General features: G+C 60.1%; 20 protein-coding genes. 7 read left to right on the forward strand and 13 right to left on the reverse strand.

What is annotated here, in order from left to right:
* Positions 1-201 precede the first annotated feature (201 nt).
* The 3 genes from proS to ACIQWP_RS15435 are packed head-to-tail and all read left to right on the forward strand — an operon-like array spanning position 202 to position 3,559.
* A complete protein-coding gene (proS, locus tag ACIQWP_RS15425; protein ID WP_402788603.1) occupies positions 202-1,524 on the forward strand; it encodes a proline--tRNA ligase in 1,323 nt (440 codons plus the stop codon).
* Positions 1,525-1,550: 26 nt separating this feature from the next.
* A complete protein-coding gene (locus ACIQWP_RS15430; protein ID WP_402788605.1) occupies positions 1,551-2,861 on the forward strand; it encodes a lipoprotein-releasing ABC transporter permease subunit in 1,311 nt (436 codons plus the stop codon).
* Positions 2,862-2,875: 14 nt separating this feature from the next.
* Complete coding sequence (locus tag ACIQWP_RS15435; protein ID WP_402788607.1) at positions 2,876-3,559, forward strand: ABC transporter ATP-binding protein; 684 nt, start codon at positions 2,876-2,878, stop codon at positions 3,557-3,559.
* Between the two features lie 111 nt (positions 3,560-3,670).
* On the opposite strand, the gene ACIQWP_RS15440 is transcribed toward ACIQWP_RS15435, so the two are convergent.
* Both ACIQWP_RS15440 and ACIQWP_RS15445 read right to left on the reverse strand, forming a co-directional pair.
* Positions 3,671-4,138, reverse strand: a complete 468-nt coding sequence (locus ACIQWP_RS15440) for a DUF5680 domain-containing protein (protein WP_402788609.1) — start codon at positions 4,136-4,138, stop codon at positions 3,671-3,673.
* A gap of 79 nt (positions 4,139-4,217) precedes the next feature.
* The gene (locus tag ACIQWP_RS15445) at positions 4,218-4,811 is read right to left on the reverse strand and encodes a hypothetical protein (RefSeq protein ID WP_402788611.1); all 594 of its coding nucleotides are present in this window, start codon (positions 4,809-4,811) and stop codon (positions 4,218-4,220) included.
* A 355-nt stretch (positions 4,812-5,166) separates the two neighbouring features.
* Between ACIQWP_RS15445 and dnaE the strand changes: the two genes are divergently transcribed.
* Positions 5,167-8,661, forward strand: coding sequence for a DNA polymerase III subunit alpha (gene dnaE / locus ACIQWP_RS15450; RefSeq protein ID WP_402788742.1), 3,495 nt, complete (start codon positions 5,167-5,169; stop codon positions 8,659-8,661).
* A gap of 21 nt (positions 8,662-8,682) precedes the next feature.
* On the opposite strand, the gene ACIQWP_RS15455 is transcribed toward dnaE, so the two are convergent.
* The 3 genes from ACIQWP_RS15455 to ACIQWP_RS15465 all read right to left on the reverse strand — a co-directional run bounded on the left by ACIQWP_RS15455 (position 8,683) and on the right by ACIQWP_RS15465 (position 12,668).
* Positions 8,683-9,954, reverse strand: a complete 1,272-nt coding sequence (locus tag ACIQWP_RS15455; protein WP_402788613.1) for a L,D-transpeptidase family protein — start codon at positions 9,952-9,954, stop codon at positions 8,683-8,685.
* A 193-nt stretch (positions 9,955-10,147) separates the two neighbouring features.
* Positions 10,148-11,188: a GH25 family lysozyme gene (locus tag ACIQWP_RS15460; RefSeq protein WP_402788615.1), complete on the reverse strand. Its 1,041-nt coding sequence runs from the start codon at positions 11,186-11,188 to the stop codon at positions 10,148-10,150.
* A gap of 190 nt (positions 11,189-11,378) precedes the next feature.
* Positions 11,379-12,668, reverse strand: coding sequence for a DNA polymerase IV (locus tag ACIQWP_RS15465; protein ID WP_402788617.1), 1,290 nt, complete (start codon positions 12,666-12,668; stop codon positions 11,379-11,381).
* A gap of 83 nt (positions 12,669-12,751) precedes the next feature.
* Between ACIQWP_RS15465 and ACIQWP_RS15470 the strand changes: the two genes are divergently transcribed.
* Positions 12,752-13,330 carry a GNAT family N-acetyltransferase gene (locus ACIQWP_RS15470; RefSeq protein ID WP_402788619.1) on the forward strand — a complete coding sequence of 193 codons (579 nt, stop codon included), beginning with the start codon at positions 12,752-12,754 and terminating at the stop codon, positions 13,328-13,330.
* 16 nt (positions 13,331-13,346) lie between these two features.
* On the opposite strand, the gene ACIQWP_RS15475 is transcribed toward ACIQWP_RS15470, so the two are convergent.
* Positions 13,347-13,994 carry a hypothetical protein gene (locus ACIQWP_RS15475; RefSeq protein WP_402788621.1) on the reverse strand — a complete coding sequence of 216 codons (648 nt, stop codon included), beginning with the start codon at positions 13,992-13,994 and terminating at the stop codon, positions 13,347-13,349.
* Positions 13,995-13,996: 2 nt separating this feature from the next.
* Positions 13,997-14,305, reverse strand: a complete 309-nt coding sequence (locus ACIQWP_RS15480; protein ID WP_402788623.1) for a DUF3572 domain-containing protein — start codon at positions 14,303-14,305, stop codon at positions 13,997-13,999.
* Positions 14,306-14,436: 131 nt separating this feature from the next.
* Between ACIQWP_RS15480 and ACIQWP_RS15485 the strand changes: the two genes are divergently transcribed.
* Positions 14,437-14,808: a response regulator gene (locus tag ACIQWP_RS15485; protein ID WP_402788625.1), complete on the forward strand. Its 372-nt coding sequence runs from the start codon at positions 14,437-14,439 to the stop codon at positions 14,806-14,808.
* Between the two features lie 16 nt (positions 14,809-14,824).
* Complete coding sequence (locus ACIQWP_RS15490) at positions 14,825-16,198, forward strand: PleD family two-component system response regulator (RefSeq protein WP_402788626.1); 1,374 nt, start codon at positions 14,825-14,827, stop codon at positions 16,196-16,198.
* A gap of 803 nt (positions 16,199-17,001) precedes the next feature.
* Here the strand turns inward: ACIQWP_RS15490 and rpmG are convergent.
* The 6 genes from rpmG to topA all read right to left on the reverse strand — a co-directional run bounded on the left by rpmG (position 17,002) and on the right by topA (position 24,289).
* Complete coding sequence (rpmG, locus tag ACIQWP_RS15495) at positions 17,002-17,169, reverse strand: 50S ribosomal protein L33 (protein ID WP_003547442.1); 168 nt, start codon at positions 17,167-17,169, stop codon at positions 17,002-17,004.
* 96 nt (positions 17,170-17,265) lie between these two features.
* Entirely contained in the window at positions 17,266-18,450 is a 1,185-nt protein-coding gene (locus ACIQWP_RS15500; RefSeq protein WP_402788629.1) for an MFS transporter, read from the reverse strand.
* Positions 18,443-18,760 carry a hypothetical protein gene (locus ACIQWP_RS15505; RefSeq protein WP_402788631.1) on the reverse strand — a complete coding sequence of 106 codons (318 nt, stop codon included), beginning with the start codon at positions 18,758-18,760 and terminating at the stop codon, positions 18,443-18,445. Before ACIQWP_RS15505 ends, ACIQWP_RS15500 begins: the two co-directional genes overlap by 8 nt.
* The gene (locus ACIQWP_RS15510) at positions 18,757-19,212 is read right to left on the reverse strand and encodes a DUF983 domain-containing protein (protein ID WP_402788633.1); all 456 of its coding nucleotides are present in this window, start codon (positions 19,210-19,212) and stop codon (positions 18,757-18,759) included. Before ACIQWP_RS15510 ends, ACIQWP_RS15505 begins: the two co-directional genes overlap by 4 nt.
* Before the next feature lie 32 nt (positions 19,213-19,244).
* On the reverse strand, positions 19,245-21,623 hold the full coding sequence (rnr, locus tag ACIQWP_RS15515) for a ribonuclease R (RefSeq protein ID WP_402788635.1): 2,379 nt from the start codon (positions 21,621-21,623) through the stop codon (positions 19,245-19,247).
* Positions 21,620-24,289 (reverse strand): type I DNA topoisomerase, encoded by a 2,670-nt coding sequence (topA, locus tag ACIQWP_RS15520; RefSeq protein ID WP_402788744.1) that lies wholly within the window; start codon positions 24,287-24,289, stop codon positions 21,620-21,622. The genes rnr and topA overlap by 4 nt, the downstream gene beginning before the upstream one ends.
* Positions 24,290-24,341 lie beyond the last annotated feature (52 nt).

A 24,341-nucleotide genomic window follows, 5' to 3' on the forward strand; every position in this document is an offset into this window, starting at 1 on the left:
TCGTAAATCCTTATAAACGTGCGCTTTTTCGAAACATCAAAAATAGTCTCTATCCCCTGTATTCTCGGGCTTTTGTCAAATTCTTCTATTGAAGAATGCGGGTTTCCTTCCTGCGCCGAAGCAGTTATGAACTGCCTCCAGTACATAATTTGCTAACGATTCCGCCATGTGCGGAACGTCAAACCAGCTGGAACAAGCGTCATGCGTCTGTCTCGTTACTTCATGCCCATTCTGAAGGAAAATCCTAAAGAGGCTGAAATTGTTTCCCATCGGCTCATGCTGCGCACCGGCATGATCCGCCAGCAGTCGCAAGGCATTTACTCCTGGCTGCCGCTGGGCAAGCGCGTGCTTGATAAGGTCAACAAGATCATCCGCGAGGAGCAGAACCGCTCCGGCGCCATTGAACTGTCGATGCCGACGCTGCAGTCGGCCGAGCTCTGGCAGGAAAGCGGCCGTTACGACGCCTATGGCAAGGAGATGCTGCGCATCAAGGACCGGCAGGACCGGCCCATGTTGTACGGTCCGACCAATGAGGAGATGATCACCGACATCTTCCGGTCCTCCGTCAAGTCCTACAAGGACCTGCCGCTGAACCTCTATCATATTCAGCTGAAGTTCCGTGACGAGATCCGTCCGCGTTTCGGCACGATGCGCTCGCGCGAATTCATGATGAAGGACGCCTATTCCTTCGATCTGACGCAGGAAGGCGCCGTAATTGCCTACAACAAGATGTTCACGGCATATCTGCGCACCTTCGACCGCCTCGGCTTGAGAGCGATCCCGATGCGCGCCGATACTGGCCCGATCGGTGGCGAGCTCAGCCATGAGTTCATCATTCTTGCCGACACCGGCGAGTCGGAAGTCTTCTGCCACAAGGATTTCGTGAATTTCGACATCCCCGGTGAAGACACGAATTTCGATGATGTCGCGGGCTTGAAGAGCATCTTCGACAAGTGGACTTCGGTCTATGCCGCCACCTCGGAAATGCACGATGAAGCTGCCTTCAATGCTATTCCCGAGGGCGAACGCCTGTCGGCGCGCGGCATCGAGGTCGGCCACATCTTCTACTTCGGCACGAAATATTCCGAGCCGATGGGTGCGAAAGTCCAGGGTCCGGACGGCAAGGAACACGCTGTCCACATGGGATCTTACGGTATTGGTCCGACACGCCTTGTTCCCGCCATCATCGAAGCATCGCATGATGAGAACGGAATCATCTGGCCGGATTCGGTCGCGCCGTTTGATGTCGTGGTGATCAACATGAAGGCTGGAGACCAGGCCTGTGACGAGGCTTGCGAAACGGTCTATGCCGCACTGTCGAAGGCCGGCAAGGACGTGCTGTACGACGATCGCGACGAGCGTGCCGGAACGAAGTTCGCGACGGCTGATCTGATCGGCGTGCCGGTACAGATCATCGTCGGCCCGCGATCGATCGCGAACGGCGAAGTGGAAGTGAAGGACCGCAAGACCGGCGCTCGCGAGACGATGACGGTCGAAGCAGCACTCAAGCGGCTGGCGGGCTGATTGACGATACAAAGGATGGAAGGCGAATGGCGGTGAGTGCGGCAGTGGAACAGCAGGAAAATTCGCTCAAGGCCGGCCCATCGTCTCGTCCGTTTTCCGGATTCGAACGGCTTGTCGCCTGGCGCTATCTGCGCTCCCGGCGCAAGGAGGCCTCGATTTCGGTGATTGCCGGTTTCTCGCTGGTCGGTATCATGCTCGGCGTCGCGGCGCTGATCATCGTCATGGCGGTCATGAACGGTTTCCGCGCCGAACTCTTCAAACAGATCCTTGGCTTCAATGGTCACGTTGTCGTGCAGCCGATCGATTCGCCGCTGAACGATTATGCTGAGCTGGCGAAGAAATTTTCTGCCGTCCCCGGCGTCACCATGGCTCTGCCGCTCGTCGAGGGCGAGACGCTCGCCTCCGGCCGCGGCGGCTCCGGCACTGGCGCACTGGTGCGCGGTATTCGGGCGGAAGATCTGACCAAACTCAAGTCGGTGTCGGATCACATCGTTTCCGGCGATATGGTCGGTTTCGCCTCCGGGCAGGGCGTGCTGGTCGGCAGCCGCCTTGCGCAGCAATTGGGTCTGACGGTCGGTGATCAGATCACGCTCACGGCCCCCGATGGCGACGTCACGCCTTTCGGCGTCAATCCGCGCGTCAAGGCCTATACGATCTCTGGTATCTTCCAGGTCGGCATGTCGGAGTATGATTCCTCCGTGGTTTTCATGCCGCTCGAGGAGGCGCAGCTCTTCTTCAACGTTGAAGGCATCGTCGAGAAGATAGAGCTCTTCATAACCAATCCGGATGACGTCGACGATCTCAGGCCGAAGATAGAGGAGGCCGCCGGACGACAGATCTTTCTGACAGACTGGCGGCAGGTCAACGCTACCTTTTTCTCGGCCCTGCAGGTCGAGCGCAATACGATGTTCATGATCCTGACACTGATCGTCCTCGTTGCCGCGCTGAACATCATTTCGGGCCTGATCATGCTGGTGAAGGACAAGGGCAGCGATATCGCCATCCTGCGCACCATGGGCGCGACATCGGGCGCGATCATGCGTATCTTCTTCATGACGGGGGCGGCAATCGGTATTGTCGGTACGCTTGCCGGCGTCATACTCGGCGTCCTGGTCTGCCTGAACATCGAGTCCATCCGGCAATTCTTCTCCTGGATTTCGGGCACGGTGATCTTCAATCCGGAAGTCTATTTCCTCAGCAAATTGCCGGCACAAATGAATTTCAGTGAGACCGTCTCTGTCATTGTGATGGCGCTCACGCTGTCTTTCCTTGCGACTATCTTTCCGGCCTGGCGTGCCTCGCGGCTCGATCCGGTGCAGGCGCTGCGCTACGAATAAGGAATTCGCATTTGATGAAACGCAACGTCGTTCTCCAGCTCTCGGGCGTGGAGCGTCATTACGGGCAGGGGGAGACGCGCCTGTCGATCCTGAAGGGCGCCGATTTCACCTTGCGCAGCGGCGAGATGGTGGCGCTTGTCGCTCCATCGGGCACGGGAAAATCGACGCTCCTGCATGTCGCGGGCCTGCTTGAGCATCCGGATGGCGGTGAGGTGCTCGTCAATGGTCAGGCCTGTGAAGCCTTGCCCGACGACAAGCGCACGGCCGTACGCCGCAGCGAGATCGGCTTCGTCTATCAGTTCCATCATCTGCTGCCGGAGTTTTCTGCTCTCGAGAACATCATGATGCCGCAGCTCATTTCCGGCCTCTCGCGCAAGGATGCGAGCGTCCGCGCTGCCCAGCTTCTTGATTATATGCGCATCGGCCATCGCGGCGACCATCGCCCGGCCGAACTCTCCGGCGGTGAGCAGCAGCGCGTCGCCATCGCCCGTGCGGTGGCCAACGCCCCTCTGGTGTTGCTGGCCGACGAGCCGACGGGCAATCTCGATCCCGCAACAGCGCATTATGTCTTCGACGCGCTGGAAGCCTTGGTGCGCCAATCGGGCCTCGCCGCCCTGATTGCCACCCACAATCATGAGCTTGCCGCCCGCATGGACCGCCGCGTCACGCTCAGTGACGGCAAGGTGGTGGAAGTCTGATCGTTCGTTAAAGCATGTCGCGCAAAAGTGCGGAGCGGTTTTGCGACAACGACATGTGCAAAATCAAAGACCTAGAGCACAGGAAGCGAATCTGAAAGATCGTGACGTGCTTTAGGGAACGATCAAGCCGCCGCGATAGTCCAGCTCGTAGGCCTTGCGCTCTCTTACCATGATGGCCTCATGGCCGATAAAATGGTCGCAGGTTCCTGTGCTTTGGTCGCTATAGCGGCCAAAGGCGTGCTCGAACTCGAAGCCGCCGAGAAAGCGCCTTTCATCCAGATAGAGGCGCAGCAGTGCTGCCTTGATGACCATGCCGGCGCGGGTGCTGTCGATCAGATCGGGCTCGATGATGTGGCCGAAATAATTCATCGCCCAGACCGGCTCGTCGTCAAGCCAGACGAGCTCCTGTCCGGCGAAATCCGTGCCGCCGAAATAGCTGTCGAGATAACGCCAGCGGCCGCTGACATAGCCGATGTCGTGCGAGCCGCTGCGGCAGGAGGGCAGCCTCTCACCGTCGCCGACATAGGTTTCGGCCTTGGCGGTGACAATGAAATCGTTCAGCGCGGCAAGATCCGGCATGACCACTCTCCATTTTGGTGAGCGGTCACAATGTCATTCGTCGGAAGATTTGTAAAGAACAAAAAGAGAACGTCTGTCGCTATTGGTCGTTTCCGCAAGCCTTCTGACCCATATCGTCCCGCCAGTCCTGGATGCTGACAGTCCTAGCATCGGCCCTCAGCGCCTTGCCATCCTTCGTCACTTTGCCGGTCAGCACATTGTAGTCGCAGCTATGGCTGCTGTCCGGTTCGAGCGTATCGCGGGAGGCGTAGGTGTAGCCGGCGACCACGAAACTGCTGTTGCGATAAGCAAGTGTCAGCGTCTGCTCCCAGCGGTCGCGTCCGACGCTGTCATTCTGCGAGGCGATTGCGATTGAACCGTTCGGCAGTGCTGAGATCGACGGTTCCTGGCCGACGAGACCGCCGGGCTCGACACTCCCCCATATCTTGTTCGGCGCACTTGCGGCTAGCTTCAGCAAGGAATGCTCGTCGTCACGTAGATAGATGTAGGTGCAGATCGAATTGTCAGCCTGATCATCCGAGGCGGGTGCCACCAATAGGGCGAGATCCGGTTTGCCGTCCTCGTTCCAGTCGCCGATCGCGGCGTCGACGATGCGTCCGGGCGCGATTGCGTCCTCGGCATGAGCCGTGGCAGCAAGGGCAAGAAGAATGAGAGCGCAGCCCAGTGTTTTCATCGTAATCTCCCCCGGTTTGCCTTGCATAGCGTCGGGTCGAGCCGCCGTCCATCCGAGGTCGAAAAGCCGGGGATGAAATTTATTGAAGCGTCTATTGACTCTCGAACAAAAATAGAACAAAAAAGAAACATAACGAGTAAGGAGCGCGTAAATGACCGATATCATTCGAGACGTTGCAGCATTCACCTCCATCGTGATGTTCGTTGCCAGCTTTTCCCTCATCATGATGGCGATGTGAATCTTATCCCCCGTTTGCACATGCTGTTCCCATATTTGATGGGGACAACTTATGGACTTTACGATCCGCAATGCCGAAAATGATGCCGATTCATACGAGCATGCGGAAGGGTTTGAGATGGCGGATGTGGGTGACAGCGGCGCGGTTGCGCCGGTCGGCGAAATGCCGGAATTCGTACACCTCAGGGTTCATTCTGCCTATTCTCTGCTAGAGGGCGCATTGCCGCTCAAGAAGATACTGGCCAAGGCTGCCGGCGACAGCCAGCCGGCCATTGCCATCACCGATACCAACAACCTCTTCGTTGCTCTCGAATTCTCGCAGAAAGCGATGGATGAGGGGTTGCAGCCGATCATCGGCTGCCAGGTGTCAATCGACATGGAGGATGGCGGCGAGGGCGAGAAGCGCGGGCCGCAGCAGGCATTGGCGAAGCTGCCGTCCATCGTGCTGCTCGCCGCTACCGAGCGGGGCTATGAGCGCCTCGTCGATCTCGTCAGCCGCGCTTATCTCGGCGGCGAAGGCAATGGTGCGGTTCACATCGCGGCGTCATGGCTGGATGAGATCGGCACCGAGGGCATGATCGCGCTGACAGGCTCGTCGAGCGGGCCGGTCGATATGGCGCTGAAAGAGGGGCACGCCGCCCAGGCGCTGTCCCGGTTGCTGATGTTGAAGACAATGTTCGGCGACAGGCTCTATGTCGAATTGCAGCGTCACGGCACCTATGATCGTCGCCATGAGCAGAAGATGATCGCGATGGCTTACGAGCACGAGATTCCGCTCGTTGCGACCAACGAGGCCTTTTTCCCGACGCGCGACGATTACGACGCCCATGACGCGCTGATGGCGGTCGCCCACAATGCAATCGTCTCGGACGATACGCGGTTCCGTCTGACGCCGGATCATTATCTGAAGAGCCGGGCTGACATGGCGAAGCTCTTCGTCAATCTGCCCGAGGCGCTGGAGAATACCGTCGAGATCGCCCGTCGCTGCTCCTTCGTTCTGAAGACGCGGGCGCCGATCCTGCCGCGCTTCACCGGCGCCACCGACGATGCGGAGGAGGCGGTACGCGCCGAGTCGGCTGAACTCCGCGCCCAGGCAGTCGAAGGCCTCGACCAGCGTCTCGCCTCTCTCGGCATGGCGCCGGGCTACGAGGAGAAGGAATATCGCGACCGGCTGGAATTCGAGCTCAGCGTCATCGAGCGCATGAAGTTCCCCGGCTACTTCCTGATCGTTGCCGACTTCATCAAATGGGCCAAGCGCCATGACATCCCTGTCGGCCCGGGTCGCGGTTCCGGTGCGGGCTCGCTCGTCGCCTACGCGCTCACCATCACCGACGTCGACCCGCTGCGCTTCTCGCTGCTGTTCGAGCGCTTCCTCAATCCTGAACGCGTCTCGATGCCGGACTTCGACATCGATTTCTGCCAGGACCGGCGGGAAGAGGTGATCCGCTACGTGCAGGCCAAATATGGCCGCGAGCAGGTGGCGCAGATCATCACCTTCGGTTCGCTGCAGGCGCGCGCCGCCCTTCGCGACGTCGGCCGCGTGCTCGAAATGCCCTATGGACAGGTCGACAAGATCTGCAAGCTGGTGCCGAACAATCCCGCCAATCCGACGCCGCTCAGCAAGGCAATCGAGGAAGAGCCGCGTCTGCAGGAAGAGGCGGACAAGGAGCCGGTGGTCGCCCGTCTTCTCGATATCGCCCAGAAGATCGAGGGTCTTTACCGCCACGCCTCGACGCACGCCGCCGGCATCGTCATCGGCGACCGCCCACTCTCGAAGCTCGTGCCGATGTATCGCGATCCGCGCTCCGACATGCCGGTCACCCAGTTCAACATGAAATGGGTGGAGCAGGCCGGCCTCGTGAAGTTCGACTTCCTCGGCCTGAAGACCCTGACGGTTCTCAAGACCGCCGTCGATTTCGTCGCCAAGCGCGGCATCAGCGTCGATCTCGCCAGCATCCCGCTCGAAGACAAGAACACCTATGACATGCTTTCGCGCGGCGAGACAGTCGGCGTGTTTCAGGTGGAAAGTGCGGGCATGCGCAAGGCGCTCATCGGCATGCGCCCGGACTGCATCGAGGATATCATCGCGCTTGTGGCGCTCTATCGCCCCGGTCCGATGGAGAACATCCCGGTCTATAACGCCCGCAAGCATGGTGAGGAAGAGATCGAATCGATCCATCCGAAGATCGATTACCTCCTGAAGGAAACGCAGGGCGTCATCGTCTACCAGGAACAGGTGATGCAGGTCGCTCAGGTACTCTCGGGCTATTCGCTCGGCGAGGCCGATCTTCTGCGCCGCGCCATGGGCAAGAAGATCAAGGCGGAGATGGACCAGCAGCGCGAGCGCTTCGTCGACGGCGCCATCAGGAACGAGGTTTCGAAGGGGCAGGCCGACGTCATCTTCGATCTCCTGGCGAAGTTCGCCAACTACGGCTTCAACAAATCGCACGCCGCGGCCTACGCCATCGTCTCCTACCAGACCGCCTATATGAAGGCGCACTATCCGGTGGAGTTCCTGGCAGCGTCTATGACGCTCGATATGTCCAACACCGAAAAGGTCAACGACTTTCGGCAGGATGCCAAGCGTCTGGGTATCGAGGTCATCGCGCCTTCGGTCCAGACGTCGTTCCGCCATTTCGAGACGGGCGACAATCGCATCTATTATGCGCTGGCCGCCATCAAGGGCGTCGGCGAGTCCGCCGTCGACCATATCGTCGAGGTGCGTGGCGATCAGCCTTTTGCCGGTATCGAGGATTTCTGCCTGCGCATCGATCCTAAGCAGATCAACCGTCGCGTCCTGGAAAGCCTGATCTGCGCCGGTGCCTTCGATTGCTTCGAGATCGACCGTGCCCAGTTGATCGCAGGTCTCGACCGCATCATGGGCTATGCCCAGGTGGCGCAGGAAAACAAGCGCAGCGGCCAGCACGACATGTTTGGAAGTGCGGCCTCGGGCCCGGAAAAGATCGTGTTCCCGGCCTACACGCCCTGGCTCGCCTCGGAGCGGCTGCTGCGTGAATTTCAGGTACTCGGCTTCTATCTGACGGCGCATCCGCTCGACACCTACAAGAGCGTTCTCGACAAGATGCGCGTGCAGCCCTTCGCCGATTTCTCCGCCGCGGTGAAGCGGGGCGCCGGCAATGGGCGCCTGGCAGGCACGGTGATTTCGAAGCAGGAGCGCAAGACGCGTACCGGCAACAAGATTGGCATCTTCGTTTTCTCGGATGCCTCAGGCCAGTTCGAAGCCGTGCTCTTCTCGGAAACGCTCAACCAGTATCGCGATGTTCTCGAAGTCGGCAAATCCTTCGTCATAACCGCCCAGGCGGACGAGCGCCCGGAAGGCATCAGCCTGCGCCTGCAGACGGCGCAGTCGCTGGAGGAAAAGTCGCTGCAGATGCAGAAGGCGCTGCGGGTCTATGTCCGCGATTCCGGACCGCTGAAGGCGGTTGCCGCGCATCTGAATGCCAGGGGCGACGGCCTCGTCTCCTTCATCGTCATCAAGGAGGAAGGGATGCGCGAGGTTGAGGTGGCGCTGCCGGACAAATATCGCATCACGCCGGAAATCGCCGCCGCGCTGCGCACGGCGCCGGGCGTGATCGACGTGGAGCTGGTCTAGAGCAACTCCCGGAGAAGCGCTCTAGCCCTTCTTACCCAGCGCACCATTGTTGGTGACGGTGATGAAATCGGTCTCGTTGCCGGTTTCAGGCCCGATGCCGGTGTCGGAAATCGTCAGCGACGACCCGGCCGTCAGCAGGTCCTCGATGCGGTGGCGGACATCGTCGGGGATAGTGATGCGGCTGAGCGCCTGTCCTGCGGCATCGAGGGACTGCGATTGCTCCTCGCTGGTGATGCCATAGCGCTTCTTCGCCTGCTTGCTCAGATCTTCTTCGAGGGTCATGCCGAACCAGTCGGCCTTGCCGCTGATGCGGTCGATCGCATTGGCGGTGAAGAAATGCACGCCGAGCGCCTCCTGCGGCTCGGCAATGATGGCGGGACCTTCGAAGAGCGGTTTGAAATTCTGCCGGACCATGATCGCGCCGTTTGGCGGCTCGCCCTTGCCGGCGGCGGCATAGACGGCCTTCATCAGCGCGGGGCTGACAAGGCCGCCCGTCGTCTTGATGTCGTGTGCCTTCCTGAAGTCTTCTATCGCCTGCACAGTCGCCGGCCCGAGCATGCCATCGGGCGTTCCGGCAATGAAACCCATGCCGTTTAGAATGCCCTGGAGGTCACGGACATTTTCGCGCAGACCGCGCCGGGTGATGAGGATGCTGAGCGGCGCGGGATCGGCAGGCGGCGCAAGGGTCTCCTGCGCCTTCGGTATCTGGATCGAGGTCACATCATTGGTCGCAACCTGCAAGGATTGTCCCTGCGGCAGAAAGCTTGCCGTCATGGGGCGAAGCTCGATACCGGAAAACAGCGCCGGTGGAGGTGCCGGCTGCGGCTGGAACAGCATGGAATTTTCGAAAGGCTGCGGCACCAGTGGCTGATCGGCGATGACGACATGCACGCCGCGTTCCGTCATCTGGTAAAGCATCTTGGCGAAGGCTTTCGGCATTCGCACGCAGCCGTGCGAGGCCGGATAATTCGGAACCGAGTTGGATTCATGCAGCGCGATACCAGACCATGTCAGCCTTTGCATGAAGGGCATGGGCGCAGCCGAATAGAGATTGGACTCGTGATAGACCTTCTTTTCCAGAATGGAGAAGATACCGCTCGGCGTCGTGTGGCCACGTTTGCCGGTCGAAACCTTCGAGGTCGCGACCACCTTGTCGCCGTCATAGACCGCAAGCGACTGCCTGTCCTTCGATACCACGATCTGCAGGGTGCGGGCATCCGGCGCAGCAACGGCGGGATGAGAAAGGGCGGTGGCTGACAGCAGCCCCAGCCCAAGCAATAAAAACGGCTTCATAGACACAAACCAAAACGCAATACTCGTTGCGCCCAAGGTTAGACTTCGAAGTTTAAGGAAGACTTGCCGAAAAGCATCGCCTTGTTGCTCTTCAGAAGGAGGGGCCTGCGTCGCCATCGACAAATACGACATCGCCGAAGCGGAGCGGTCAAACTCTGCCTCGGCGATGACTAGGAAGTTGAGCTTAGACGGGTTAGTGGGCGCTGGACGCCACCCAGTTGTGCCAGTCCTGTTCGCTGCCGTGGAAGGCGTTGAGATCAATCCTGCCGTCGACGCCATGGGAGACGCCGGAGCCGGAATACTGCCAGAACAGCCATCTGCGGCCCGGATAGACCTTGGAAGGATGGGCGGCAACGGAGCGTAGCCAGAAAGGATAGTTGAGCAGCTCGCCGCTCAGATTGTCGCGATAGAAATCCGGCGCCGTGTAGACGATCGGACGCTGGCCGTAGTGCTTTTCCAGCTTGTCCATGAACACCTGCATCTTGGCAAGCACCTGCTCGCGCGAGGGGCGCCGCTTGCAGCTCGACTCGCCGTTCCATTCCACGTCGATGACAGGCGGCAAGGCTCCTGCTTCCCTCGGCACGTTGCGGATGAACCAGTCTGCCTGCTCTCCGGCGGTCCGGCACCAATAGAAGAAGTGATAGGCGCCGTGCTTCAGGCCGGCCTGCTGAGCGGCCCGCCAGTTCTTCTTGAACATGGGATCGAGATGATCGCCGCCATCCGTCGCCTTGATGTAGACGAAGTTCGCACCCTGCGTGCGCAGCGTGTCCCAGTCGATCTCGCCCTGCCAGCGCGAGACATCGACGCCATGGACCGCGAGCTTCCGGGGCGAGGTGGACGTACCGAAATTGATCGGCTTGGCATCGCGGAAACGATGGCTGTAGATCTGCATCGGCTGCTGTCGCAGAGCGCGGGGCACCGGGTTCGATGGCGAAAGCATGGCAAGCGGCCGTTGCAGCGGCACGGGCGTGTCGTCGTCGCTCTGGTCTGAAGGCATGATGCCCTCCGGACGCAGATTCGTCGGCATGGCGACTGCGAGCGCCTGCTGCTGCTCGACGCGCGAAACCGTTTCGCCGATTTCGACGGATGGCACTGCCCTGCTGGTCTTTGTGATGGAGCCGGTCAATTCTTTCGAAGGCGGAGCGGCTTGCGCTGCTTCGCGCTCGCCTCGGGCGGCACAGCCTGAGATTGTCAGGCAGGCGAGAAAAATGGTCGATACAGCCGATAGACGCATAGGAACCCGTACGCAAAACACAATCGACGACGAATTCACGCCGCCCGGAATACACAGAATCCAAGTCCTAATGGAAATTTACCAAAAAAGTTTGAATCCGACCTTTATCCGCGCAAAGAATCGCGCGCGTGACGGTACACTTCTGACTGTAGTCAGTTGTCACCGAGGGGTGATTTATCATAATTACTTGTTATTTATGGCGTTTCCCGCCGAACGTGTAGCCGGTCTCGACCGTCTTGTTTCCGAATTTTTCTCGGAGTCTGTCCATCGCAGCCTCGGCTGCGGCCCGCCGCGTCGCCTGTACGTCGATAAGATCGGGCGGGTCGGCGCGGTCGGCATCGCCAAGATCGGTGACGCCGATACCGATGAGGCGGAACTTCGTCCCGTCGGTTTCGGCTTCAAGCAGACGTAGGCCCGTGCGGAAAATCCGGTCCGCAAGCTGGGTCGGGTCCTCCAGCCGGCGATTGCGCGTGCGGATCTTGAAGTCCGACGTTTTCAGCTTCAATACCACCGTCTGGCCGGCAATGCCGCTGCGCTTCAGACGCCGGGAAACCTTCTCGGAAAGATCGCGCAGGATCGGCACGAGATCCTCATGGCGGGAGATGTCTTCAAAGAAGGTGGTTTCGGAAGATACGCTCTTGGCGGCTTCGTTCGGATGCACGGTCCGGTCGTCGATGCCGCGCGAGAGACGGAAAAGCCGCTGCCCGATAACGCCGTAGCGGCGCATGAGGTCGCCTTCCTCCATGCCCTGCAGTTGACCGATGGTGCGAATGCCGTCGCTTTCCAGTGTCGCGGCGAAGGCCTTGCCGACACCCCAGATGGTCGTGACCGATCGCGGCTCCAGAAAGGAGAGCGCCTCTTCGCGGCCGATGACGGAAAAGCCGCGCGGCTTCTGCAGGTCGGAGGCCACTTTGGCGAGGAACTTGCAATAGGAGAGCCCGACCGAAATGGTGATGCCGATTTCCTGCTCTACCCGCTTGGCGAATTTGGCCAGGATGCGGGCAGGCGGATCGTGATGGAGCCGCTGTGTGCCGTCGAGTTCGAGAAAGGCTTCGTCTATGGAAAGCGGCTGCACCAGTGGCGTCAGTTCCTGCATCATGGCCCGAACCTCGCGACCGACGCGGACGTATTTTTCCATGTTCGGATGGATAACGACGGCCTGCGGGCAGGCTTCCAGCGCCTTGAACATCGGCATTGCGGAGCGCACCCCATGGATGCGGGCGATATAGCAGGCGGTGGAGACGACGCCGCGCTTGCCGCCGCCAATGATGACCGGCTTGTCAGCCAGCTCCGGATTGTCGCGTTTCTCGATCGAGGCGTAGAAGGCGTCGCAATCGATATGCGCCAGCGTCAGCGCGTAGAGTTCCCGGTGGTAGACGAGGCGAGGGCTGCCGCAGCTCCGACAGCGCGTTCGTGCCGCCGATTGCTCGCTCAAGCAATCGCGACAGAAGCCTGAGATCTTGTCGGGCGCATGGGTCATTGAACGAGAACAAAAATTGAACATCGTCACTTTATGTTTTAAGCTTGCGAGTCTCAAGCCGGAAAACAGGGAGGGGCGACGGAGTGCAGAACTTAAGCGTGGAACCCTTGATTCCAGGTCGCTGGGGCGATTTCGAAGCGCTGTTCGGGCCAAGCGGCGCCTGCTATGGCTGCTGGTGTACCCATTTCCGTGTCCCGACATCGCAACGCAAGACCATGGATGCGGCAGCGAAGAAGCAATTTATCCGGGAGCGCATCTTGGCCGGACCGCCGCCCGGCCTCATCGGCTACATCGATGGGCAGCCAGTCGCCTGGGTGCAGGTTGGTCCGCGTGCCGAGTTGCCGCAATGGAACTCTGAAAAGACCGTATCGCGCCCGCTCGATCCCGCCGATGCGGAGGATGGTTCGGTCTGGGCGGTGAGCTGTTTCTTCATGAATTCGAAGGATCGTGGCAAGGGACATAGCCATCGCATGTTGTCGGAGGCCGTGAATTTCGCCCGCGCTTCCGGGGCGCGGCTGCTGGAAGGCTGTCCGATCGAGCGTACGAAGCAGTCGAAATCCGTCGGCCTCTATGTCGGCTCGCAGCGCATATTCGAGGCTGCCGGATTTTCGGAAGTTGCGAAGCGCAAGGATGGCAGGCCACTGATGCGCCTCGTTCTTTGAGGGCGGTCGGGTGTGGTCAGCGCGCGATATGGGCCTGGATCAGCGGCGCTGCCTGGGTCCATTCGTTGGCTTCCGGAATCCCCGCGGCTGCTGCCGGCGCCATGCGGTGAACGATGGAATCCGGCTTCAGGTTGATGAGGAGGCATTCCGGAACATGCTCGCTGACCGAATGCAGATTGTGGGCCATGTCGTCGACGAAGGCGACGGGCATCGCGCGCTGCCGATGCAGGGAGCGCACGATCGGCCCTTTCGGCTGCAGCGACGCAAGCAGCGGATAGGCAAGCTCGAGCCTGTCGAGAAGCCGCCGTCTCTGCTCCCAGAATTGCGGCGGCATGGCGGTGAGGAAAACGATGTCTGCATCTTTCGAAAACGCATCGAGCGTATCGACGACGCGATCAAGGGGCGTCTGCCATTGTTCCTGCGCCTCGAAGAAGGCCTCGATCAGCCGGTGGACATCCTTTTCTTCCAGCGCGGAGCCGTTGGCCCTGGAGACGATGTTGCCGGTCAGCCTGAAGGAGCGCGGCAGGAACTCATGGCCTTCGACGCCGATAAAGGTCAGGAAAGGTTCAAAGAAATGCAAGACGACGTCGTCGACATCGCAAACGATCAACGGCCGCTCCTGCAGCCGAATATGCGATACGTCGAATTCGAGCGGCGCATCCATGGTCAATATTCTCCAGAGGCTAGACCGGGCGGCGAAAAATGCGCCGATGCGGCGGCAACGGCCTCCGGCGGAATGCCGCTGGCCTCGCTAAAGGCCAGCAATGTCGGGTCATGGGCCATCAGGAAGTCGAGCATGCCGGCGAGAAAGGCAGGTTCGTTGATGGCGTTGCGCAGCTGCGCCGGTTCTACACCGGTCAGCGCCAAGAAGCGGCCGAACATATCCGGTTCGTTGGCCAGCCAGCCGAGTACGGCAATCGCTGTCTCTTGCGGGTCAGCCGCGCTCTTCTTCGGGTTCTTGAAGTTACTTTGCATTTTGAAGGGTGAGTTACCTATTTTTCAACCAAATGCCGGTAGTTTGCGATTCAAGTATTTCTGGAATCGGTTCCTCGCGACCCTATATTTCGAGAGAATGGATGCAATACCGGATGCAGGGACAGCTTTCCATGCCTAAGCAGGTAATGATTGTAGAAGACAACGAGCTGAATATGAAGCTCTTTCGCGATCTGATCGAGGCTTGCGGCTACACGACGATCCAGACCCGTAACGGCATGGAGGCGCTCGATCTCGCGCGCAAGCACCGGCCGGACCTGATCCTCATGGATATCCAGCTTCCGGAAGTCTCCGGCCTGGAAGTCACCAAATGGCTGAAGGAAGACGATGATCTGCACGTCATCCCCGTAATCGCGGTTACGGCCTTCGCCATGAAGGGTGATGAGGAGCGCATTCGCCAGGGCGGTTGCGAGGCTTACGTCTCGAAGCCGATTTCGGTGCCGAAATTCATTGAGACCATTAAGACCTATCTGGGCGACGCCTGATGATGGGGAAGAGCTGATGACCGCACGCATTCTGGTAGTCGACGATATTCCGGCCAACGTAAAGCTTCTGGAAGCGCGGCTGCTGGCCGAATACTTCGAAGTGCTGACGGCCGAGGATGGCTTGAAGGCGCTCGCCATCTGCGCGAATACGCAGGTCGATCTCATCCTTCTCGATATCATGATGCCCGGCATGGATGGTTTTGAGGTGTGCGAGCGGCTGAAATCCGATCCGCGCACCGCACATATCCCAGTCGTCATGGTGACGGCGCTCGATCAGCCCGCCGACCGTGTGCGCGGCTTGAAGGCCGGTGCCGATGACTTCCTGACGAAGCCGGTCAATGACCTGCAGCTCATTTCGCGCGTCAAGAGCCTGCTTCGCCTCAAGACTTTGAGTGACGAACTGTCCATGCGCAACGAGACGGCGCGCAATTTCGGTATCGACGATCTGATGCGGGCCGGCGACGGCCGCGCCGAGGAAGCCGGTCAGGTGCTGCTGGTCGACAGCCGTGCCAATTCGCAGGAGCGTATCATCCGCACGCTCAAGCCGATTGCCCAGGTCGTCGCGATGTCCGATCCGCAGGCCGCGCTGTTCGAAGCGGCTGAGCGGCCGTTCGAGCTCGTCATCGTCAATTCGAACTTCGACGACTACGACCCGCTGCGCCTTTGCTCGCAGCTTCGTTCGCTGGAGCGCACGCGCTTTCTGCCTGTGCTGTTGGTGACGGAGCAGGGCGCCGACGACATGATCGTCCGTGCGCTTGATCTCGGCGTCAACGACTATATCGTTCGGCCGATCGACCCGAATGAACTCGTGGCCCGGTGCCTGACGCAGATACGCCGCAAACGCTATAACGACCGCCTGCGCGCCAGCGTGCAGCAGACCATCGAGCTTGCCGTCACCGATGCGCTGACCGGCTTGCACAACAGGCGCTATCTCGACAATCACCTCAAGGTGCTTTTCGACCGATCCCTGGCGCGGGGTCGGCCGCTTTCGATCCTGATTACCGACATAGATCGCTTCAAGACCGTCAACGACACCCATGGTCACGATGCCGGGGATGAAGTGCTGAAGGAGTTTGCCGCGAGAATCCGTTCCACGGTGCGCGGCGCCGATCTCGCCTGCCGTTATGGGGGCGAGGAGTTCGTTGTGGTCATGCCGGACACGCCCGCTGATATTGCCGCTGCGGTCGCGGAACGCCTGCGCGCTGCGGTAGAAAATATGCCGGTGAAATTACGCGATGGCGGTGTAGTGCTTAACATCACCGCATCGTTCGGGATCTCGTGCCGTTTGGAGACAGTCGAGACGCCGGAGCAATTGATGAAGCAGGCCGATCTGGCGCTTTATGAAGCCAAAAGGGCGGGCCGCAACAGGGTCGTCGCCTCAGCGGCATAGTGGGAAACGGCCGAGAATGGCGGTAACCCATCAATATCGAGGGTATTTTTCAGGTTTTGAACAACGATTCAAATTTTTTTGTTCTTTATCTTGCGGACATTGCCACTTAGGTCTCGTTTAGAGAAAATCCGCATACCTATACTTTTGGTTTTGGTAGGTGCCTTCGCTTCAGGAGTACTTTTGAAATATTCCTGTTGTCTTATTATATAGTTTTGTTTTGTTTGTGGTTTGTTGAAGAGACACGGGCTTGGCGGTAGGGGATTAACTGAAAGTAATTTGTATATTCAAATACTCTTGAATATCTGTATTCGATCTTTTCTACCAAAGGAGGATTTATCACTTTATTCTTGATGATTTCTTGACTTTATTTCCCTAAGACTATCGGACATTCCTTTCCACCAAAGTCATGAATTTTAACCATCCGAGCAGACAAGTATTTTTTATCATTAAGAATTTGTTGATTTCCTTTCGATTTCGCGCGAATTTAGTCCCGTACACAGACAACCCGCAAGGGTTCCAAGATACCCCATGATGCTCAGGTCCGCCGCATCTCCTGGGTCGTGGGGTCGGTCGGCTGGCAGGCAGAAGATAACGGTTCCTCGTGCCGTTTTGCAGGCTAGCCGGCCCCCAATTTAAAACGCCGCTCTTCGTTCATCGAAGGCGGCGTTTTTTCTTGTTGCTCCAGCGCTCGGACATTCTTACCCGGTGAAGCAAAATGGGACGCCGATCGGGAAAGTGCCAACAAAACAAAAAAGGCGCCAACCTGTCGGTCGCGCCTTTTTGTAACCTGAAGTTTAGGAAACTTACTTGATCTTCGTTTCCTTGAACTCGACGTGCTTCTTAGCAACCGGGTCGTACTTCGTCTTCGTCATCTTGTCCGTCATCGTACGGCTGTTCTTCGTCGTGACGTAGAAGAAACCGGTGTCGGCCGTCGACAGCAGCTTAATCTTGATAGTGGTAGCCTTGGCCATGGTCGTCCTGCCTTTAATAAAAATGAACGCCGTGGACGGCCAGTGCGGAGGTCCACGGCGAATTCTGGCGCGAAAATACAAATCGCGCCCGAAAAGTCAACCTCTGTTGCCCATGAAAAGCAATCGTATCCCCGAAAGGAAGACATAAAGGCCGAAGAAAAAGGCCACAGCCCAGGCAAAACCGCTGGGGTTGACCAAATCCATCGCCGTACCGATCGTCGGCGGCCCGAGAACCATGCCGATGGCATAGCAGAAAACGAAGGCCGCATTGGCCGCCACGAGATCGGCGCCGGTCAGCCGCGTTCCGAGGTGGCTGAGGCCCACCGTATACATGCCCGAAACGCAGCCACCCCAGAAAAGCAGGATGATGGCGAGAATGATCCAGTTGGAGGACAGTGAAGGCAACAGCAGCGCGCCGACGAGCCCGATTGTGGCCATGATCGACAGCAGCGGCCGCTTGTCGCGCATACGGTCGGCAAGCAGCCCGAGCGGAATCTGGAAGACGAAATTGCCGACACCCATGACGGTCAGCAGCAATGCGGCCTGTGATTCGTTGAAGCCGAGGCGTGTCGCATAACTGGTAAACAGCGAGCCGCCGCCGACGGTCACGGCACCGAACACGAAAACCGCAGCCGTTGCCGTCGGCACCAGGAAGATGTAGCGCACGAAATGCAGCTCCGGCTTCTCGTCGACGATCGGGCTCTCGTTGCGGGCGATGAAAATCGGGATGGCGGCGGCCAGGATGATGCAGGCGCCGATGATGAACGGCATCAGGCCCTCGCTGCCGACGAGCGAGAAGAGCAGGGGGCCGGCCGCAAAGCCGAGAGAGAAGACCGTGGAATAGAGGCCGAGCACGAAGCCGCGTTTGGAGGGCGGCGAAGCGGCATTGATCCAGAATTCCGACAGGATGAACAGCGTCGTCGTCGCCCCATGGAAGAGGATGCGCAGCGGAAACCACAGCAGCAGATTGTCGGCATAATAAAAGCCAAGCGAGCTCAGTGCGGAAAGTATGACGGCCCAGATCATCGTCTGCACAACACCGAAGCGATGCGCAAGTTTCGTCGTAATGACCGCGGCAAGCATCGCCGCTACGCCCATCATCGCCGTGTTGAGGCCGATCAGGCTCGAGGGTATGCCGCGCTTTTCCAGGATGATGCTGAGGAGTGGCAGGCCCAATCCGATGGCAATGCCCACGGCGGACACGGAGGCAATGGCTGCGACGAGCGAAGGCCAGTGAATTTCTTCAACATGGCCGGCCTTGTCGTTCGTCGGTTCAAGCATAAACAAATCCCTGGGGCGTGAGGCGGGCGAATCGATCCGAATGCGGAACACAGGAAGGCACGGCTCGGCCAAATTCAGGTGACGGGTCGGCTTTCATGTGATCGGTCACACCCTCCGGAATGGTCCCTATGACGCGCGGCATGTTCAGACAAGAAATGCTGCTGATGTCAAGCGCTTGCCGGTGAAGCAATTCGCCTGAAGCACGAATAAGCAACAAAACGTCAGCAATTCCCGATATAAGGGCGCAATGCGCGGAAACAATCTCTGCCATCGAGAGAGATTGACAGCATGAACCGAACGGCATGTTCACGACTGGCCGTTTCCTTGATCCCATTCTTCCGGGCTGTCGTCGTGGCCGCCGAAGCCGTGCATGCGCAGCGCCCATTGCAGGCCGATGACGCCGCCTTTGATCGGCTGGATGATGGCGAGCGCCGCGATGATGGTGATGGGTGTCCAGATGGAAAAATGCGCCCAGAGCGGCAGCTTGAAGGCCATGTCCGTCAGCATATAGCCGCCGACGACGAGGTGGCCGAGAACCAGGATTACCAGATAGGGTGGTAGGTCATCGGCGCGCTGATGGGAAATATCTTCGTCACAGACCGCGCAACGGTCGACAGGCTTCAGAAAGGCGCGAAAGAGTTTGCCTGTGCCGCAGCGCGGGCAACGGTTCAGCATGCCGCGGCAAATCGACCGTCCGAGCGGACGCTCGCTCTCGTCTGAGCCACCGAAGCGGATGGGGGAGTCGGATGGGCTGCCCGTCATGAATGCGCTTCCTCCGTGCCGGCAGCCGTCTTTTATCTGCGGCCGCGCGGCGGTCTCGTGCCCGGCGCCTTGCGGGCCTGGTTCTTGTTGCGGCGTGTCGCCTTGTGGAAGGAGCGCACCGCGGTCGGCATCGGCTTGCCGTCGCTCAGCATCTCGAAGCGCAGCGCTCCGGCAAGCGGCACGGCTTCCGCCAGCCTCACAGTCACATCGTCGCCGAGACGGTAGCCGAGCCCGGTTCTTTCACCCGTCAGCGCCTGATGGGCCTCGTCATAGATGAAATAATCGGTGCCGAGCGTAGATATGGGGATGAAACCGTCGGCGCCATAATCGGGCAGGGTGACAAAAAGTCCCGATTTTGTCACACCGCCGACACGTGCCTCGAATTCCGCGCCAACCTTGCCTGCCAGGTGATGGGCGATCAGCCGGTCGACGGTCTCGCGTTCGGCAGCCATGGCGCGGCGCTCGAAGGTGGAGATCTCGGCGGCGATATCGTCGAGCGCCGCCTCTTCGTCCGGCGTGATCCCGCCTTCGCCGAAGCCGAGCGAGCCCACAAGCGCGCGATGCACGATCAGATCGGCATAGCGGCGGATCGGCGAGGTGAAGTGGGCGTATTTCATCAGATTGAGGCCGAAGTGCCCGATATTGTCCGGGCTGTAGATCGCCTGGCTCTGCGAGCGCAGCACCATCTCGTTGACCATGGTCTGATGCGCCGTGCCCTCGGCCTTCGCCAGAATGCCGTTGAAGCTGTTTGCCCGGACATTGCCGCCCTTGGGGAGCGATATGCCGAGCGTCGCCAGGAATTCGCGCAGCACTTCCTGCTTGGCGAGCGTCGGGCCGTCGTGGATGCGGTAGATCAGTACCTGCTTCCTTTTCTCCAACGTCTCGGCGGCGGCGACGTTCGCCTGGATCATCATTTCTTCGATGAGCTTGTGCGCGTCGAGGCGCGGCGGCACGACGACGCGATCGACCGTGCCGTCAGGCTTCAGCAGAATTTTGCGCTCGGGCATGTCGAGCTCGAGCGGCTGACGCCGGTCGCGGCCCTTCTTCAAGGTCTCGTAGGCGTGCCAGAGCGGCTTCAGGATCGGTTCCAGCATCGGCCCGGTCTTGTCGTCGGGCTGGCCGTCGATCGCAGCCTGCGCCTGCTGGTAGGAAAGCTTTGCGGCACTCTTCATCATGATGCGATGGAAGGTGTGGCCCGCCTTGCGTCCTTCCTTGGAGAAGATCATCCGCACCGCAAGGGCGGGGCGATCGACGCCCTCCTTCAGCGAGCAGAGATCGTTGGAGATGCGCTCCGGCAGCATAGGCACGACGCGGTCGGGGAAATAGACCGAATTGCCGCGCTTCAGCGCCTCGCGGTCGAGCGGCGAATGGGGACGCACATACCAGGACACGTCGGCAATGGCGACGGTGACGATCACGCCGTCCGGATTGTCGGGCGAGGGGTCCATTTCCGCATAGACTGCGTCGTCGTGGTCCTTGGCGTCGGCCGGATCGATGGTGATCAGCGGCAGGCTGCGCCAATCCTCGCGATGCGACATGGTCGCGGGCCTAGCGGCATCCGCTTCAGCGATGACGGCAGGCGGGAAGACATGCGGTATTCCGTGTGCATGGATTGCGATCATGGAGATCGCCTTTTCCGAGGCGACCGAGCCGACGACCGTGAGAACCTTGGCGCGCTGTAGGCCGAAGCGGCCGAGACGTGCCACTTCGACTTCGACCAGATCGCCATCCTTCGCGCCGCCGGTATAATCCGGGTCGATCGCCATTTCCTCGCCGCGCCGTTCGATCGGCATCAGCCGGCCACCGCCGCCGGGCGTCTCGCGGAAGACGCCCATGGAGGCACCCTGGCGCTTGTCGATAACCTTGATGATGCGAGCGGTATAGGCGGGGCCGCCGCGATCCACGGCCGGGAAGATCTTTGCAAGAATGCGGTCGCCCATGCCGGCGACCGGCGCTTTGCCCTTGCCGTTGCGGCCGGCGGGCGAGGAGGACTGCTTGATCATGACAGCCGGAGCAACGCCGTTTTCGTCAGCCCATTCGGCGGGACGGCCGATCAACATGCCATCCTTGTCGCGGGTGGTGATATCGAGAACGGCAATCGGCGGCAGCGCGCCGGGGCGGATGAGCGACTTGCGGCTCTTCTGCACCATGCCTTCTTCTTCGAGTTCGCGCAGCAGTTCCTTCAGCGCGACGCGGCTCTCGCCCTTCAAGCCGAAGGCCCTGGCCAGCTCGCGCTTGGAAGCCTGCTGCGGATGATCGGCGATGAAACGCAGAATGACCTCGCGCGGCGGCAGAACGCCGTGCTCGATCGCCATCATCGGCTCGGCATCACCGCCTGCCTTACCGGCGCGGCCGGGTTTGCCGGAACGTCGTTCCGACGATGGGTTCCTGCCGCGCGGTTCTCTGCTCACTCTGCACTCTTCTTTTTCGCTGCCGTCTTGGCCGCGGGCTTCTTTGCAGCAGCCTTCGGCTTGGCGGTCGTTTTCGTCGCTTTTGCGCCGGCTGCCGCGGTCTTTGCCTTGGCGGGCGCCTTCTTGGTGCTGCTGCCGCTCTTGCCGGCCTTCGCGGCGATCAGGGCGAGCGCTTCCTCGACGGTGATCGCCTGCGGGTCCGTGCCCTTCGGCAGGGTCGCATTGACCTTGCCCCAGTTGACATAGGGGCCGTACTTGCCGTCGCGAACGGTGATCGCACCGCCGCCATCCGGATGCTCGCCGAGCTCCTTCAGCGCCGCTGCCGCGCCGCGTGCCTTGCCGCCGGCGGCCTTGCTCTGCCTTTCGGCGATCAATGTCACCGCGCGGTTGAGGCCCACCGTGAAGACGTCTTCCACGCTTTCGAGGTTGGCGTAGCCGCCGTCATGCAACAGGAAGGGACCGTAGCGGCCGATGCCGGAAGAGATCATCTTGCCGGTTTCGGGGTGCTTGCCGATATCGCGCGGCAGCGAGATCAGCGCCATCGCCTTTTCATAGTCGATATCTTCGGGCTTCCAGCCGCGTGGCAGCGATGCGCGCTTGGCATCCTTGCCATCGCCCCGCTGGATATAGGGTCCGAAACGGCCCGAACGCAGCGTCAGCTCTTCGCCCGTCACCGGATCGGCGCCAAGCGCCTTCGGCTCGTTCAATCCGTTCGATTCGGCTTCCGCACCGCCTTCCGAGGAGAGCTGGCGGGTATAGTTGCATTCCGGATAGTTCGAGCAGCCGACGAAGGCGCCGTATTTGCCGAGTTTCAGCGACAGGTTGCCCGTGCCGCAGACCTGGCAGATGCGCGGATCGCTGCCGTCTTCGCGCTTCGGGAAGACCAGCGGCGCCAGCGCATCGTTCAGCGCGTCGAGAACGTTGGTGACGCGCAGTTCCTTGGTATCCTCGATCTGGGCGAAGAAATCGCGCCAGAAATCGCGCAGCACGTCCTTCCAGTTCAGCTCGCCGGCGGAAATGCGGTCGAGCTTCTCTTCCAGATCGGCGGTGAAGTCATATTCGACGTATTTGGTGAAGAAGCTCTCGAGGAAGGCCGTCACCAGTCGGCCCTTGGCCTGGGGCAGCAGCTTGCGCTTGTCGATGGTCACGTAGTCGCGGTCGCGAAGGGTCGCGAGCGTCGCCGCATAGGTCGACGGGCGGCCGATGCCGAGCTCTTCCATCTTCTTGATCAGCGACGCTTCCGAATAGCGCGGCGGCGGTTCGGTGAAATGCTGGGTCGAGTTGACCTTCTGCTTGGCGAGATTTTCCCGCGCATTGATATCAGGCAGACGGCCGCCTTCTTCGCCGTCGTCGCTCTGCTCGCCATCTTCCTTCTGGTCGGTATAGGCGGCGATGAAGCCATCGAAACGGATGACCGAGCCGACGGCACGCAGGCCGGCCTTCTTGCCGGCATTGTCGGCCAGGATCTCGACGGTGGTGCGCTCAATTTCGGCCGATGCCATCTGGCTGGCGATGCCGCGCTTCCAGATCAGGTCGTAGAGCCTGAGCTGATCGTCATCGAGGAACTTGCGGATGCGATCCGGCACGCGGTCGAAATCGGTCGGGCGGATCGCTTCATGCGCTTCCTGAGCGTTCTTGGCCTTGGTGGAATAGAAGCGTGCCTTTTCCGGCAGATAGCGGTCGCCGAACTGGTTGGCGATGGCGGCGCGTGCCGCATCGATCGCTTCGGGGGCCATCTGGACGCCGTCGGTACGCATATAGGTGATGAGACCAACGGTCTCGCCGCCGATGTCGACACCTTCATAGAGCTTCTGCGCCACCTGCATGGTGCGCGATGCCGAGAAGCCGAGCTTCGAGGAGGCGGCCTGCTGCAGCGTCGACGTGGTGAAGGGCGGGCTCGGATTGCGCTTGACGGGCTTTGCCTCGACGGTGTCGACGACGTAGGAGGCACCTTCGAGCAAGGCCTTCAGCCTGCCGGCCTCGTCGCCATTGCCGATCGCACGCGGCTGCAGACGCTTACCATCAGCGGATACGAGCCGGGCTTCAAATTCGTCGCCGCGCGGCGTTTTCAGGATGGCCGAAAGGTTCCAGTATTCTTCCGAGATGAAGCGCTCGATCTCGGATTCACGATCGCAGACAAGGCGAAGCGCCACGGACTGCACACGGCCTGCAGAGCGGGCGCCCGGTAGCTTGCGCCACAGGACCGGCGACAGGTTGAAGCCGACGAGATAATCGAGAGCACGGCGGGCGAGGTAGGCATCGACCAGCGGCACGTCGATATCGCGCGGGTCGGCCATCGCGTCGAGCACGGCCTTCTTGGTGATGGCGTTGAAGACGACGCGCTTGACGGGCTTGCCGTTGATGACACGCTTCTTGTTGAGCAGATCGAGCACATGCCAGGAAATGGCTTCGCCCTCGCGATCCGGGTCGGTCGCGAGAAACAGGGCGTCGGAGGATTTCACCGCATCGGCGATGTCCTTCATGCGCTTTTGCGAAGCGCCATCGACTTCCCACAGCATTTCGAAATCCTGGTCCGGCAGCACCGAACCGTCTTTGGCGGGCAGGTCGCGCACATGGCCGAAGGAAGCAAGAACCTTATATCCGGGTCCCAGATATTTGTTGATTGTCTTGGCCTTGGCCGGCGATTCCACCACTACAACGTTCATCATCAAGTCTCTGAATATGAGGTCGCGTCGGTATAAGACGCGGGAGATACCG

The sequence above is a fragment of the Rhizobium sp. NPDC090279 genome (assembly GCF_044769665.1).
In the GTDB taxonomy this organism is placed as follows: Bacteria; Pseudomonadota; Alphaproteobacteria; order Rhizobiales; family Rhizobiaceae; genus Rhizobium.